Origin of the sequence: Bradyrhizobium sp. B124, assembly GCF_038967635.1 — a bacterium.
Lineage (GTDB): Bacteria > Pseudomonadota > Alphaproteobacteria > Rhizobiales > Xanthobacteraceae > Bradyrhizobium.
The window spans coordinates 4,150,397-4,164,615 of sequence record NZ_CP152413.1 but is presented as its reverse complement, the minus strand read 5'-3'; the positions used below and the strand labels follow the sequence as shown (position 1 = coordinate 4,164,615).

Here is a 14,219-nt window from a genome sequence, read left to right as displayed (position 1 = left end):
GAGCGGATCATCGGTTCGAAGCGACCGGCGCTCCGTCGATGGCCGGGCATGCTGCGATACTCGCAACATCGAGCGATTCGAGGCGCTATGGCATCACTCGGGCTTCTTCTGCCCGAGAGCGCGATAGATGGTGTTTCTTGAGACGCCGAGACGGCGCGCGGTTTCGCTGACGTTTCCGGCGGTCTCGGCATAAACCACCAGGATTCGCGCGCGATGGATGTCGTGAAGTGATCCGGACTCCGTTCCGGCGGGGTGAACGATGTTCTCCGCGCTGGCTCCGTTGATAGATCCGTCCGCAGCGGCAAGGCTGAATCGCGCCAGAACGTTGCGGAGCTCGCGGACGTTGCCGGGCCAGGGACGAGCGGCGAGATGCGCAATGTCGCTCGGCGTGATTTCGCAATTCGGGTCGATCGTATTGAGCAGATGGCGAACGATGGCATCAAAGTCGTTTCGATCCCGAAGTCGCGGCAGAGTGACCTCGAGCGTATTGAGACGGTAGAGCAGGTCGGATCGGAACCGGCCTTCGACGATGGCCTTGTCCAACCTGGCGTTGGTGGCGGAGATGAGAAAGACATCGACCTTCGATCTGACGCCGCCGACGGGGCGCACGGTCCAGTCGTCGAGCAGGCGCAGAAGCACCGCCTGCAGCGCGACAGGCATGTCGCCGATCTCGTCAAGGAACAGCGTGCCGCCATCGGCCTCCTTGACCAGTCCAATCGAGCCGCCGCGCCGCGCCCCAGTGAATGCTCCTTCGGCATAGCCAAACAGCTCGCTCTCGATCAGGCTTTCCGGCAGGGCAGCGCAATTCACAGGAACGAACGCGCCGGTCCGCCCACTCGCGATATGGGCGTGGCGGGCAAGCTGTTCCTTGCCGGTTCCGGTCTCGCCGCGGATGAGGATGGGCATCTTGCGTGCTGCCGCGGTCTCGACTTGACGGACGATGGCTCGGACCGCCGGGTCGCGCGCAACGAAGCTGGCGGCCATGCTCTGAAGAGACCATGGTTCCGGCTTTGAATCCTTTCGGGCGGATGATGAACTCGCGGTCTCGCTGCCTTCGGATTCGGACCTCGATTTCCGGGCGTCGGGATGCGTGATCAACTGGCGTCGGCGCGTATGCAGCACCACGATTGCGCCGATACCGGAGCGTTCGTTCTCGACGAAGTTGAAGCTCGCGTTGGGAAGCAGCTTCTTCAGCCTGCTCGGCCACTCATCGAAGGGAACCGTCTTCAAAAAGCGGGTTGGCGCGTCGTTGTGAATGCCGTGGCGATCGTGCTGGAGTGCGTTCAGAGCACGCTCGGTGGCGTGGAGGATCATGCCACGACGATCCAGCACGATGCATTCATCGTTCGCCCATTGCGATCTCTTGCCGAGAAAGCGGCATAGCAACTCTTCGTGTTCCTGTCGGACTGATTGAGCCAGAACGCTTTCCACGTGATGGCCGACCGCGACGGCCAAAGCCAGGCTCTGCGGATTGAAGGTGCTGGCAGGACCCGAGATGTCGACCACGCCAAGCAGTTCGCCATCGGTCGGGTCATGAACCGGGACGGCAGCGCAAGTCCACCGCTGCACCTCCGAGCAGAAATGCTCCGTACCGTGAATCTGGACAGGTTTCGATTCAGCTAACGCGGCGCCAATCGCGTTGGTGCCAATGTCGGCCTCGCTCCAGCGACCTCCGTGTTCGAGATGGACTGCGCGGCCGGCGTCAATGACCCTGTCGTCGCCCTGCGTATCGATGATCAGCCCACTCGGATCGGTGAGGATCATGATTGAGTTTGCATCGCGTAGAAATGTTTTTGAATTTTCGAGAGCGCAGCGGGCGGCATGACGGAGCGGCGCGTATTTGGAGCGACGACGAAACAACTCGGCGTCCGCGACGAGCGGCGCTCGCGCACGGTCGACGGTGACGCGATGGTTCCTGGATCGCTGCCACGATGCTGCGACCGATGATCTCAAGTCGGATGATAACGCTCCGCGCTCGACGAACTTCTCCCATGCCGCCAGCACTTCTCGTTGGTCCATCCCGGCTCCTCCGAAGTGAAAGGTGCTGTACCCGCTCATGACGGGCCCTGCGATCATTCACCTGAATGCGGGGGAATGCCTGCTGCAACTGCCGGTTCGCTCACGAAAGTCCGACGGCAAGACCCGTCCAGGCCGCGGTAACGGCCGTCTGATCGGATTCCATCCCGCCGCACCCGCCGTGAAGACGACCGCGCCTCCGATCAAGCAACCCCTCCAGCGTCCCACGTCCCCAACGTCCCAGGCTTTTCTCTCGTACCCGTTGACCAGATCAGCCTATCCTTTTTGAATGGTTCTAGCAAAGGTAGCGATCGAAGTTCCTTCGGGCCGCGGCTGGATATGTTCGAAAATTGGGGCTAGGCGCGCTGTAGTGCGGCGCAGCATCAGGGAATTGGACGGCGCTCGCTAATATCTTCGGCCATCCACACCAGCCGCAGCTATGGACATCCGGGCTGCATCCGATCAAGCGCGGAGGCGATTCCGGGTATCCAGCCCGGAGACAACGGCGGCGGTCAGAATGCCATCGAAAGTGACATGCGTTCAGGATCAGGGTTACGTCAGTCAAAAGTGGTGACGTCAGTCAAATCGCTACCTCGACCGAATGTCGGTATCGGTGGTTGCATGCCCCCGGTTTGAACCCACCGCTCGACAAGTTTCTGAGTTTAGGCGGACGACCGGAGGAAATATCGCAGATTTGCGTCGTGTGGGGAAAGGCAGTAGCGGTCTTCCGCTACCAAGGCTGCGAATTTGTCCGCCAGCCTTACAATTTTCTGTGATTTCGAGCGCTCGGCGTTGGCGGCAGGACTTAGCGCATTGGTCCGACCGCCACCCGGAAATTCCTATTCTCCTCGACCAATTTGCTCGTCAATGAACGGTAGGCTCGGATAATCGAGATACCCCGCATCCGACCCGCCATAGATTCCGACCGGCTGTGGCGAGTTGTAGGGACCACCAGCTCGTATCCGCGCCGGGAGGTCCGGATTGGCGAGAAAGAGGCGGCCGAACGCGACTGCGTCAGCCTCGCCGGAATTGACGATGTCGGCTGCACGCTCGGGCGTGATGCCGGCATTAACGATGAGAGGCCCACGATAGTGCTCGCGGAATATCGCCAGCATTCGCTCGTAGTCCGGCGCTCCAGTCCACGCGTTGGTGTCCGCAAGGTGCAGATAGGCGAGCCCCGCGGTCTGTAGCCACGGCGCGAGCCGACCATAGGTGTCTTCCGGCTTCGGGTCCCGCGTGCTGTTGTAATCGGCAAAGGGCGACAGCCGCAATCCTATCCGTGATCGCGGCATGACGTCGGAAATCGCCGCAACAATTTCGAGAAGCAATCTGGAGCGCGCTTCGATGCTTCCGCCGTACTGATCGGTCCGCAGATTGATCGTCGGTGACAGAAACTGGTGAACCAGATAGCCGTTGGCGCCGTGAATCTCCACACCGTCAAACCCGGCGCGAATGGCGTTGGCCGCCGCCCGTCGAAATTCGTCCACGACGGCCTCAATCTCCGCCGTGGTCATCGCACGCGACGACGTGGCCGCGACGCGCACATAGGCGCCATTGGCGAGCAGCGCCCATACCTGCAGCCGTTCCAGATCGTCATTCACGCCCGATGGTGACAGCGGCTGCCTGTTGGACAGCAAACCGCGCGCGCTCGCGCGGCCGGCATGCCAGAGCTGCGCGATAATCCGGCCCCCTTGCTTGTGGATCCGCTCGACGACCGCCTTCCAGCCCTCGGTCTGCGCGTCGGTCCACAGGCCGGGCGTTCGATCAAAGGCGTTGGACATCGGCCCAACGTTGATGCCCTCGCTGATAATCAGGCCGGCGCCGGCGCGCGCTGCGTAATATTCGCCGGCGGAGCCATTGATGACGCCATGCTCATCGGCGCGCGAGCGCGTCATCGGCGCCATGACGATCCTGTTCGGGAGACTGAGGTCGCCGAGCGCTGCGGGACGAAAGAGACCTGCCATGTTGTTCACCTTCGGTTGGGCTGTTCGCAAGATTGGCGCCGGCAGCTAGTGCCGCAGGACCGTCGTGTAATTCGCAGGGATCCATTCAAACCGGCCGTCCGTGGCGCGCACGTGTCCCAGGCCCGGAAAGGCAATGTGGGCGGCGGCGATCCATGTGTCGGTTCGCGCAGCATCCGAGAACGCTGCCACGCGTCTGGCCTCGGCCGCGAGCGGATCGCTGTCATAGGTCACGGTCACGGCGGGATCCGGAAATTGGATCGGGGCGACGTGGACGAGGTCTCCCCACACCAGCAGCCGATGCGGTCCACTCGTGATCTCGTAGGAGGTGTGGCCCGGCGTATGGCCGAACGTCGGGAGCGCGCGAATCCCGGATGACAGCTCTGCGCCCTGCTGGAACGGCCGCAAGCGGCCAGAGTCCAGATAGGGCTTCAACGAGGCGCGATCGCCTTCAAACATGGGCTTGAGGAAGGCTGGTGCCTCGTCCTCGCTCTTCGGATCGAGCCAGTAGTCGAGGTCATTCTGGCTGACCCTGACGATGGCGTTTGGGAACGCTATCCTGCCATGCGGGGCTATACCTCCGACGTGATCGGCATGGAGGTGCGTGAGATAGACCTCGTCGATCTGCTCGGGCCGGTAGCCGGCAGCGATCAGGTTCTCGACGAGATGACCGCAGCAGTCTCCGTACAGGCTGCCCGCGCCGCTGTCGATCAGCACGAGCTTGCTTCCGGCGTTGATCAGGAAAGCGTTGATCGAACCTTCCACGGGGGCTGCAAGCCGCTCCGTAGCGAGACGGGATTCGGCTTCGCCGGGATGTGCATCCGAAAGCCTCACGGCCTTGCGGCTCCCATCGGCCGCCGCCTCGTTCCGGGTCATCACTTCATGAACGGGAAAGGGGTGGGTGCCATCGAGTAGCGCCGTGATCTCAAGCTCGCCAAGCATGATCCGGTAGAAGCCGGGTGCCTGCGTGTGTTGCAGTGGAGCGGCCGCATCGCAGCTGCCGCCTAGCAGGAGGCACGCGATTGCGCTCGCGATAAGCGTGCGGGCCGGGGTCATGATCGTCTCCATTGTCGTGCGCGATCAGGCGGCTGTTGTCCAACCGTCGAGAAAATCGAGCAGCAATCTGGTCACCGTTTCGGGCTGCTCCTCATGCGGAAGGTGGCCGCAGCGCTGGATCGGCGCGACCCGCAGGTTCTCGGCCATCTCGCTCCAGACTGCTTGCATGTCGAACAGCTTTCCGACGGCGCCGAAGTCCTCTCCCCAGATCGAGAGCACGGGACACGCGATCTTGCTGTCGGCATCCGCAAGGTCCTGCGCGATGTCCTCCGGGCCGGCCCGGTAGTCCGACAGGGCTCCGCGGACGCCGCCTTCGGCGGCAAAGGCCTTCACATAGGCGGCGATTGCTTCATCGGAGATACTCTGCGGATCGTGACACCAATCGGAGAAGAAGTGACGCACCCAGATCTCTTCGCGGCCTGCCAGCAGGGCTTCGGGCAGGTCGGCCACCTGGTGAAACAGGAAGAACCAATACTGCCGCGCGATCCGTGCGTTCATATCGCGCGCGACGATCCGCGTCGGCACGTTGTCCATCACGACGAGCCTGTCGACCAGCGCGGGATGGTCCTTCACCAGGCGCGTGGCAACCCGCGCGCCGCGATCATGCCCAACCAGTGCGAACCGGCCGATGCCGAGAGCCTCTGCCAGCTTGACGATGTCATTGGCCATGGTCCGCTTGTCGTAGCCGGTCGAAGGCTTGTCGGTGTCGCCATAGCCGCGCAGGTCGGGCGCTATCACGCGATATCGGCGAGCAAGCTCGGGAATCTGGAAGCGCCAGGCGTAGCTCGTCTCGGGGAAGCCATGGAGCAGGATGACCGGTGGACCGGAGCCCGCGTGACGATAGTGCTGACGAATGCCGTTGGCCCTGATTGTGTCGTGTCCGACGTCGTCCATTGCGATCTGATCCCCTGAACCGCCGCGGGCGGCCTCGATCTTGTTTCGATGTTGATCCAAAACAAGTCCGGCTGATTGCACATCCTGGCGCGCGGTTGTACGATTGCGTCCAGGTTGAGAGTGAGGATGCTGCCGGTTGTGGCTCCCAAGTCCGTCTGGCCCGCCACGTGATCGGGCGAAAATCCAAGACATTTCGACCGGTATCCGCCTCAATAAGTGGTCAGACAGCTGCGATTGCCGATGGCGGGAGCAGGGACGACGAATTGCGTTCGTGTGTGATTTGGATCGTCAAATCGAGGATTACATATCGGCTATGAAGGATTCTTTTTATTACTATTCAGCAAGGCAACGGTGAGCGCGTATCGTGGCCGAACCAGACAGATCGTGCTCGCCATCCCGTGGACTTCATCACGTCACGACCATCATTGATGACGCGCAGTGCGCTGCGCGTTTCTATTCCGGCGTTCTCGGTCTGAAACGAGTCAAGAAAACGGTCTGCTACGACGACCCGGGCAGTTACCATCTCTACTATGGCGACGAGGCCGGGAGCCCGGGAACGGTGCTGAGTACCCTGGCATGGCGATGCGTCGCAAAGGGATTGGTTGGGGTCGGCGAAGTCGTGCAGACCGCCCTTCGTGTGCCGGCCGGATCGCTCAAATGGTGGTCAGAGCGGCTCGAGGCCGCGAACGTCGCGTGCCGGTTCGATCATTCGCCATTTGGCGAGCCGCTGCTTTGCTTCGCCGATCCGGACGGAACCACGCTTGCTTTGGTGGAAGCGGAGCAGGATCGTCGCGACGCCGGGCGCAGCGATGCCATTCGAGCGGTCATGGGATTGAACGACATCACCCTGAACGTCCGCGCGGAGGACGCCACGGTCGACATCCTCCAGGACGTACTGGGTTTCAGGCGCGTTTCGCAGGCCGATGATTCGATCCGGTTCGTCGCACATGATGGTCCCGGGGGCACGCTGACGCTGCGAATGGTGGGCGCGTCGTCGCGGGGCCGGCTTGGAGGCGGCACGATCAGGCATGTCGCCTTCCGCGCGGCCAATATCGAAGATCAATCCGAAATGATCCGGAAGCTTCAAAGACGGCACGACATCGCCGTGACCGAACCGATTGAGAGAACCTATCTGACTGCGATCGGCTTCCGGGCGCCATGCGGCGTGCTTTTCGAGATCGCAACCGATGGGCCCGGCTTCGCGGTCGACGAGCCGCGCGATCAACTCGGGGAAGATCTTAGATTGCCCGGCTTTCTCGAGGAGCGTCGTCTGGAGCTGCAAAACATCCTGCCCCCTCTGAGCTAGCCGGACTTGCGGTTGTGCAACCGGTCGAGCATGGCCTTGGTCCGCTGGAAGGGCACGGCGTCGAAACCCTCGGTGAATTTTCCGAGCGTCCGCTCGAGCACCGCTGCAGCCTCGCTATTTCGTCGCTGCCGGCGCAGGAAGCTTGCAAGACTTTCGGCCGACCTAAGCTCCCATCCAAGGGCGCCTTGCCGTTCCGAAACCTCGAGCGCCTCGCGCAAATGGGCTTCGGCCGGTTCCGAGTCGGGTCCCTGCAATGCAGCCAGCACATCGCCGTGGATTCTCAGCGAATCCGGCAGCAGCCAGAGCGCCTCCGTAGCCTTGGTTCGCTCCAGGCATTCCGCGGACGCCAGCAGCGCCTCTTCCGGTCGATCGTCCGCCGCCAGCACCTCGGCCAGGCGGCCGAGAAACGGGATCGATACATTTTCGTATTGTGCGCCGCTCAGCTTCGAGAGCGCCTCTCGCAACAATCTTTCGGCGGGCTCGATCTGGCCGCGCAGGAACAGCAGCCTGCCTTCGAAACCGATCGACGAAAACAAGTAGCTTTGGATATCGTTATCCTGAGCCACCTGCCTGAACCGCTGGATCGCGCAAGCAGCTTTGTCGAGGTCCTCCAGGCTCAGGAACAGCGAAACCCCGCACCAGCTGAGTGCCTGGCAGATCGACGTCGGATTGCCGGTCTCCTCCGCTTCGGAATGCGCCGACAGGCAGGCTCGAACAGTTCGATCGAAGCGCCCCAGATTCCAATGGGCCCGCGCCATCACGCATTGCGCATAGACCGAGTGGTTCAGTCCCCATCGGCCGATCTGCGAGACGTCGCTGTGAGTTCGGAAGTACTCGTGGGCCTCGCGCGCGAGTTCCAGGGCCGTCGCATACTCGGCGCGGAAGAAGAGCGACGCACTCTTCGCGCTTTTCGTCATCGCCAGCGCCGCGGGCTCGTCGGCGTCAGCGACAAGCGTCTCGATCCTCTGCGTTCCTTCCAGCGCGCCCTTGAAGTCGCCGCGGCGGTGCAGGAAAACGATCAGGCCCAACCGCGCCCTCAGCTCCCATTGCCGGTCGCCCAGGCGTGCCGCAAGCTCGATTGCCCTGTTCAGGGCATCGCGCGACTGGCCGGTCATGCCCTGGGTGAACATCAAGGCGAGCCCGTGAGCTGCCTTCAGGACCATCTCGTTGCGCTCGCTTTCGATCGCCGGATCGAGAGCGTCGATCGCCCTGGTCGTCCAAGCGATACATTCCGTCAGCAGCGAATTCTCCAGCCAAACGGGTACGGCGGCGGCCGCGAGCGCAACGCCCGCCTGCGCGTGGCTGTCCGTCGAGAACGCCCAGTCCAGGATTCCGCGCACATTATCGAGTTCCTGGACCGCATCCCTGAGGGTTTGCACCTGTTTCGGGCCGTCGGCGTATCTGCAGAGCATTTCGGTGACGCAGGCCGCAAGCCGGGCGGCGAGTTCGTTCCGCTCGGATTGCTCGACCAGCTTGGCAAGCGCGAATGCCTTGGTGATCTCCAGCAGCCGAAATCGGGTGCGCTCGGAGCCGATGTCGACCGAGACCAGCGATTTGCAGACCAGATCAGCGAGGATCGATGCGGTGTCGGCGCCCTCAGCTGCCGGAATCACGGAGACGGCGGCCTCCAGCGTGAAGCTGCCGGCGAAAATGCCGAGGCAGCGGAGAACGTATCGCTCGCGCTCGCACAGCAGCTGATAGCTCCAGTCCAGTGCTGCCGCGATCGTACGATGCCGCGCCGGCGTGCCGCGGCGCGCATCCGCGAGCAAGTGCACGCGGTCCTCGATCCTGGCGGCCAGCCCGTTGACGCCGAACGCGTCGACGCGCGCGGCCGCGACCTCGATCGCGAGCGGGTTGCCGTCCAATTCGCGGCAGATCTGCGCGGCAAAGCCGGCATTGGCATCGGTAAGCTCGAAATCGTTGACGATGGCAGCCGCCCGCTCCACGAACAACTGAACTGCCGGATAGCCCAGCACGTCCTTCGGTCCGAGGGACGCACCGATTGGAGGCACCTCGAGGGGAGGGAGCCGGAACACCTGTTCGCCATCGACGCGGAGCGGCTCCCTGCTCGTGGTCAGCACCTTGATGCCGCCGGCGCCGCGCAACAGCTCGCCGATGGCGGCCGACGCCCCGTCGATGAGATGCTCGCAATTGTCGAATACCAGAAGAAGACTCTTGTAACGGAGCGCCGCCGCGATGCCGGATAGTACGTCGCTCGAACGGGCGTCGATCGGAAGGGCGGACGCGATGACGCTCGAAATCAGCGAGGCATCCGTGATCGAGCCGAGGTCAATCAGCCACACGCCGTGTCGAAATTGCGGCAGCATCGCTTCCGCCAGCCGAAGCGCGACAGACGTCTTTCCGACGCCCGGCGGTCCGACGATACTTAGCAGGCGGCTGTCGGCGAGCTTTTGCTTCATCGGTCGAAGCGCTTCCGCGCGTCCGACCAGCCGGTTCAGTTGCGCCGGCAGGTTGTGAGCCGCCTGCATCGCCGGCTGGTCAATGGCGGGGCGCTCCTCTTCGAGCACCTTGATGGGCGCAACGAAGCGATACCCGCGTCCGGGACTGTTGACGATGTACTGGTTGGCGTTGTCGTCTTCGCCAAGCGCGCGGCGAAGCGCCGCCACCTGGACGGTAAGGTTCGCTTCAACCACGAATGTATCGGGCCAGGCGATCTCGACGAGTTCGCGCTTACTCACCAGTTCGCCCGCGCGCTCGACGAGCGCGATCAGGATCTCGATCGCCTTGCCGCCGAGGCGAATGACGCGGTCGCCCTCGAGCAGGATTCGTTTGGAGGTGGAAAGGCGAAACGGTCCGAATAGAAACGTACGCTCTGGTCTGTCGTTGCGGTCGGGCATCCTTCAGTCAGCCATGGGCCTTCTCAAAGGACCTCACTACGCCACAGCCCGGAGGGTGTCCATCCCCTCAAGGATTCGCGCGAACGAGGCCGTCATAGCTGCTTTTCGCGCTCGACCTGAAGGGCAATCGCCTGCCGGCGGGCCATGATCGCGGTCACGGTGAGGCGTTCGGCCTCGACCGTGGACAGTGCCGCCAATTCCACGGCGACCGTGGCCATCTGCTCGATCAGATCGGCACGGGTGTGCAGCTGCGCGGTTTGCCGCTTGCTGACCCATCTGGACAGGGTTTCGGGCGCGAGCGTGGCGTCGCGTTCGAGGCCGGAGCGCAATGCCTCGCGAAGCGCTGCGGCGCGTTCGGCGGACTCCTTGACGGCCGCCTGCAGTTCTTGCGTCCGGCTCGCGAATTCCGCATCACGAGCAGCGGCGTCCCTCGCGAACAGTCCGTTGATGTTGTCAAGGCTCACTTGCAGGCGAGCCAAATGGAGGCACAAATCCTCACCGAATTGAGCCAAATTGCCGTTCATCAAGTCCTCGTCTCATCGATGTACGCAACTCTCTCGCGGCGGAAGGCCGCAGCCAAATAAAACCTTGCAAATTCCATGTGGTTGACGGCAACACCGCATCGTCAGCTGTGGTTTTTGGAACGATTTACTGGCCATGCGATGGGGCGGCGAATAACCATCGGCGCGGTGTGCAGAATCTCGACGGGGCTCCGATGGACGACACCGATACTTCATCCGACGGCTTCTACGGCCGTCGACTCGCCTCGCACCTCGGAATGGAAGGCGATTGCGTTCGCAAGATCAATCGCCACGGCAAGCTCGCGCTTGCCATCACGAGATTGACATGTACTCGCTTTGTTCGTGAGCGGACTGCGGCGATTCCGTCGGAGCCGGCATTCAGCATCCTCCATCAACTGGGCGATCTGGACCGGCACTCATGCTGGCTCGCCGGCCGCCAGAGGTATTCCGGATCGTTCGGTGCGGGAACCGTAAGCGTCATCGACCTGCGCGACAATCCACAGTGCGAGTTCAGGGGCCCGTTTGATGCGCTTCAGTACTACATCCCGCGCCGCGCTCTTGACGACTTCGCCTACGAGAACAGCGCGAAGCCGATCTCCACGCTGAAGTGGACCCGTGACCGGCGCGATCCCTATCTGTCTACGCTTTCAAACGTTCTTTTGAACGCCCTCGAAGAGGAGAGCGCGAACAATCAACTCTTCGTCGATCAGCTCGGACTGAGCTTGCTCGCCCATTTCGCGCAGACCTACGGCGATCTCAGCTCGCGCGAGGGCATTCAGGAGGGGGGACTGGCGCCATGGCAGGAGCGGCGCGCCAAGGAGATTATGCGTGCCCGCCTCGCCAGCGGTTTGACGATCGCCGATGTCGCGGCCGAGTGCAGGCTGACGCCGAGCCATTTTGCCCGCTCGTTCCGGCGCAGCACGGGCATCGCTCCCCACGAATACCTCTCCCGGCTCCGGATCGACGAAGCCAAGCGCCTGATGACCACCACCAAGCTGCCGTTGGCAGATATCGCGCTGATCTGCGGGTTCGGTGACCAGAGCTATTTCACCCGGGTCTTCTCGCGCAGCGTGGGAACGAGCCCCGGCGCTTGGCGCCGGGCCCGTTCTGAAGGCTGACCGGCTTCCGCCGAAGCGCCTAGGTCGGATGGATCATGTCGCGCGCGTAGGATAGTCCGATGCCGTAGCCGCCGCCATGGGCTTCGACGATGGCGCGTGCGCGGTCGTAGGTCTCATGGCGGGTCCAGTCTCGCTGCAATTCCAGAAGGACCTGGATCCACGACGTTGGCCGTGCGCCCGCGGCTTCCATGCGGCGAAGCGCGAGGTCATGGCCGACCGTGGTGAGACCTCCGCAGGCGTCGCCGACCACGTAGACCTCGAGCCCGGCGGCCAACGCCGATAGAACGGTGAAGCTGACGCACGCTTCGGTCAGCAGTCCCGATACGATGAGGCGCCGCCGGCCAGTTGCGAGAATCGCCCCGCGCGCGTTGTCGTCCTCCCAGACGTTCATGTTGCGCCGCTCGATCGGGACGATGCCAGGCAAGGCCGCACTGATCGCCGGCATCAGCGGACCGCTGTAGACTTTCGTCGCAGAGGTCGAAGCAATGACCGGAAGGCTGAACGCCGTGGCCGTCTTGGCCAGGGCGACCACGTTGTTGAGCAGGATTTGCCGGTCAATCGAGCTAACGCCGAAGGCGAGCCCGGCCTGCTGGTCTGCGAACAGGAGCGCGCAGTCTTTCGGTTCAAGAAGGGGAGCGTCAGTCATGTGTTCACCCAATGTCACGCCTTGAGGAATTCGAGCAGATCCGCGTTGAGCTGGTCCGCGTGGGTCGTGGCGGTCGCGTGCGGAGCTCCGGGATAGACCTTGAGCGTGGCGGACTTGATCATCTCGGCCGCGAGCTTTCCGGTGTACTGCAGCGGGACCACCTGATCGTCGTCGCCGTGGACCACCAACGTGGGAACGTTGATCTTCGCCATATCCGGCCGGAAATCGGTTTCGGAGAACGCGGTCACGCAGTCGATCGTCGCCTTGATCGAGGCCTGCAAGCCGATCTGCAGCGTCTGCTTGAATGTGCCCTGGGAGACCTTGGTGCCGTGGTTGGTCCCATAGAAAAGCGGACTGAAGTCATCAAGGAATTGCGGACGGTCCTTGGCGAGCCCGGCCTTGATGCCGTCGAAGACGGCCTTGTCGACACCGTCATGGTCCGCCGTTTTGCCGAACAGGGGAGTCACGGCGCTCACCAGCGCCAGCTTCGACACCCGCGAGGAGCCGTGGCGCGCGACATAGCGCACGATGTCACCGCCGCCCATGGAGAAGCCGACCAGGGCGACGTCGGTGAGCGCGAGATGCTTGATGAGTTCGGCGATGTCATCGGCGAACGTATCATAGTCGTAGCCTTCCCACGGCTGGCCCGACCGGCCAAAGCCGCGGCGATCGAACGCCACGGCGCGGAAGCCGTGACTGGCGAAGAACAGCATCTGGGCGTCCCACATGTCCGCGCTGAGCGGCCAGCCATGGCTGAACAGGATCGGCTTTCCGCTGCCCCAGTCCTTGAAGTAGAGATCGGTACCGTCCCGTAATTTCAGCAGCGCCATCAATTGCTCCTCTGTGGTGGCGACGGCCGCGCACGGATACGTCGGGCCATCCCCGCCAAACTCATCGATGGAAGCCCCCTTGGCTTGGACGGCCTCGGCGCCGTTTGCACGGCCTCGCGGTCTCGGCTGAGCGCGCCGTCTGCAGGCTTTGAAGGGCGCGATCCCGGAGCGAGACATCTCCAAGAGCAGTTTTGTCGCACGCAGGCCTTCATCGCGACTTCGTCCAAGCAGCGAACAACCTGTCCAAGCGGCGGCGCCGCCTCGGGTCATACACTCAAAGCCGCACGGACGCTGGATGTCATTCGCTCCGGCCGGCAATCGTCAATTCAAGGAGAAATCTCGATGTCCAAACTCGATATGCTGACCCCAGACAACAGCGCAATTGCGCTCATCGACTACCAGCCGGCGATGTACCAGGGCGTCCAGTCGCACGACCGCCTCGTGGTGTTCAACAACGTCCAGATCCTGGCGAAGGCCGCCAAGCTGTTCAAGATTCCGACCGTGCTGTCCACGGTGGCGAAGGATTCGTTTTCCGGACCGTTCATGCCGGAGGTCGCCGAGCTCTTCCCCAATCACGACATCATCGACCGCACCTCGATGAACTCCTGGCTCAATGCCAATTTTCGCAAGGCGGTCGCCGCGACGGGGCGCAAGAAGTTCGTGATCGGCGGCCTCTGGACCGAGGCCTGCGTGATGTTCCCGGCGCTGGACATGCTGAAGGAAGGCTATGAGGTCTACATCCCGGCGGATGCATGCGGCGACCTGTCCATCGAGTGCCACAACCGCTCGATGGAGCGCCTGGTGCAGGCCGGCGCGGTTCCGATCACCTCGTGCCAGTATGCATTCGAGTTGCAGCAGGACTGGGCGCGCACCGAGACCTACGACGGCATGATGGAGATCCTGAAGGCGCATTCGCCTTACGGCATCCAGATCCGCTTCTCGAAGTGGGCGCTCGGCGAGCATGCGTCGGAGGCTGGCTAAAGCATGATCCGGAAAAGTGCGAAGCGGTTTTC

Annotated in this window: 11 protein-coding genes; 3 read left to right on the top strand and 8 right to left on the bottom strand. The window is 62.9% G+C overall.

Features of this window, described 5'->3' with window-relative positions; translation table 11 throughout:
* Positions 1–93: 93 nt before the first annotated feature.
* The 4 genes from AAFG13_RS19980 to AAFG13_RS19965 form a co-directional block, all read right to left on the bottom strand.
* The gene (locus tag AAFG13_RS19980) at positions 94–2,019 is read right to left on the bottom strand and encodes a sigma-54-dependent Fis family transcriptional regulator (protein WP_342713099.1); all 1,926 of its coding nucleotides are present in this window, start codon (positions 2,017–2,019) and stop codon (positions 94–96) included.
* A gap of 836 nt (positions 2,020–2,855) precedes the next feature.
* Complete coding sequence (locus AAFG13_RS19975; RefSeq protein ID WP_342713098.1) at positions 2,856–3,980, bottom strand: alkene reductase; 1,125 nt, start codon at positions 3,978–3,980, stop codon at positions 2,856–2,858.
* 45 nt (positions 3,981–4,025) lie between these two features.
* A complete protein-coding gene (locus tag AAFG13_RS19970; protein WP_342713097.1) occupies positions 4,026–5,033 on the bottom strand; it encodes an MBL fold metallo-hydrolase in 1,008 nt (335 codons plus the stop codon).
* A 24-nt stretch (positions 5,034–5,057) separates the two neighbouring features.
* Complete coding sequence (locus AAFG13_RS19965; protein WP_342713096.1) at positions 5,058–5,927, bottom strand: alpha/beta hydrolase; 870 nt, start codon at positions 5,925–5,927, stop codon at positions 5,058–5,060.
* A gap of 364 nt (positions 5,928–6,291) precedes the next feature.
* On the opposite strand from AAFG13_RS19965, the gene AAFG13_RS19960 reads away from it, so the two are divergent.
* Positions 6,292–7,233 carry a ring-cleaving dioxygenase gene (locus tag AAFG13_RS19960; RefSeq protein WP_342713095.1) on the top strand — a complete coding sequence of 314 codons (942 nt, stop codon included), beginning with the start codon at positions 6,292–6,294 and terminating at the stop codon, positions 7,231–7,233.
* Here the strand turns inward: AAFG13_RS19960 and AAFG13_RS19955 are convergent.
* Both AAFG13_RS19955 and AAFG13_RS19950 read right to left on the bottom strand, forming a co-directional pair.
* A complete protein-coding gene (locus tag AAFG13_RS19955) occupies positions 7,230–10,091 on the bottom strand; it encodes a winged helix-turn-helix domain-containing protein (protein WP_342713094.1) in 2,862 nt (953 codons plus the stop codon). The genes AAFG13_RS19960 and AAFG13_RS19955 overlap by 4 nt on opposite strands.
* A gap of 92 nt (positions 10,092–10,183) precedes the next feature.
* Complete coding sequence (locus AAFG13_RS19950; RefSeq protein WP_342713093.1) at positions 10,184–10,615, bottom strand: hypothetical protein; 432 nt, start codon at positions 10,613–10,615, stop codon at positions 10,184–10,186.
* 191 nt (positions 10,616–10,806) lie between these two features.
* On the opposite strand from AAFG13_RS19950, the gene AAFG13_RS19945 reads away from it, so the two are divergent.
* Positions 10,807–11,730 (top strand): AraC family transcriptional regulator, encoded by a 924-nt coding sequence (locus AAFG13_RS19945; RefSeq protein ID WP_342713092.1) that lies wholly within the window; start codon positions 10,807–10,809, stop codon positions 11,728–11,730.
* 19 nt (positions 11,731–11,749) lie between these two features.
* On the opposite strand, the gene AAFG13_RS19940 is transcribed toward AAFG13_RS19945, so the two are convergent.
* Positions 11,750–12,376, bottom strand: a complete 627-nt coding sequence (locus tag AAFG13_RS19940; RefSeq protein WP_342713091.1) for a hydrolase — start codon at positions 12,374–12,376, stop codon at positions 11,750–11,752.
* A 14-nt stretch (positions 12,377–12,390) separates the two neighbouring features.
* Entirely contained in the window at positions 12,391–13,206 is an 816-nt protein-coding gene (locus AAFG13_RS19935) for an alpha/beta hydrolase (RefSeq protein WP_342713090.1), read from the bottom strand.
* A 342-nt stretch (positions 13,207–13,548) separates the two neighbouring features.
* Between AAFG13_RS19935 and AAFG13_RS19930 the strand changes: the two genes are divergently transcribed.
* The gene (locus AAFG13_RS19930) at positions 13,549–14,187 is read left to right on the top strand and encodes a hydrolase (RefSeq protein ID WP_342713089.1); all 639 of its coding nucleotides are present in this window, start codon (positions 13,549–13,551) and stop codon (positions 14,185–14,187) included.
* Positions 14,188–14,219 lie beyond the last annotated feature (32 nt).

Excerpts from the sequence above, each read along its gene's own strand:
- AAFG13_RS19940 (WP_342713091.1), bottom strand. The coding sequence starts at position 12,376 with ATGACTGACGCTCCCCTTCTTGAACCGAAAGACTGCGCGCTCCTGTTC.
- AAFG13_RS19955 (WP_342713094.1), bottom strand. The coding sequence starts at position 10,091 with ATGCCCGACCGCAACGACAGACCAGAGCGTACGTTTCTATTCGGACCG.
- AAFG13_RS19970 (WP_342713097.1), bottom strand. The coding sequence starts at position 5,033 with ATGACCCCGGCCCGCACGCTTATCGCGAGCGCAATCGCGTGCCTCCTG.
- AAFG13_RS19965 (WP_342713096.1), bottom strand. The coding sequence starts at position 5,927 with ATGGACGACGTCGGACACGACACAATCAGGGCCAACGGCATTCGTCAG.
- AAFG13_RS19975 (WP_342713098.1), bottom strand. The coding sequence starts at position 3,980 with ATGGCAGGTCTCTTTCGTCCCGCAGCGCTCGGCGACCTCAGTCTCCCG.
- AAFG13_RS19980 (WP_342713099.1), bottom strand. The coding sequence starts at position 2,019 with ATGGACCAACGAGAAGTGCTGGCGGCATGGGAGAAGTTCGTCGAGCGC.
- AAFG13_RS19950 (WP_342713093.1), bottom strand. The coding sequence starts at position 10,615 with ATGAACGGCAATTTGGCTCAATTCGGTGAGGATTTGTGCCTCCATTTG.
- AAFG13_RS19930 (WP_342713089.1), top strand. The coding sequence starts at position 13,549 with ATGTCCAAACTCGATATGCTGACCCCAGACAACAGCGCAATTGCGCTC.
- AAFG13_RS19945 (WP_342713092.1), top strand. The coding sequence starts at position 10,807 with ATGGACGACACCGATACTTCATCCGACGGCTTCTACGGCCGTCGACTC.
- AAFG13_RS19935 (WP_342713090.1), bottom strand. The coding sequence starts at position 13,206 with ATGGCGCTGCTGAAATTACGGGACGGTACCGATCTCTACTTCAAGGAC.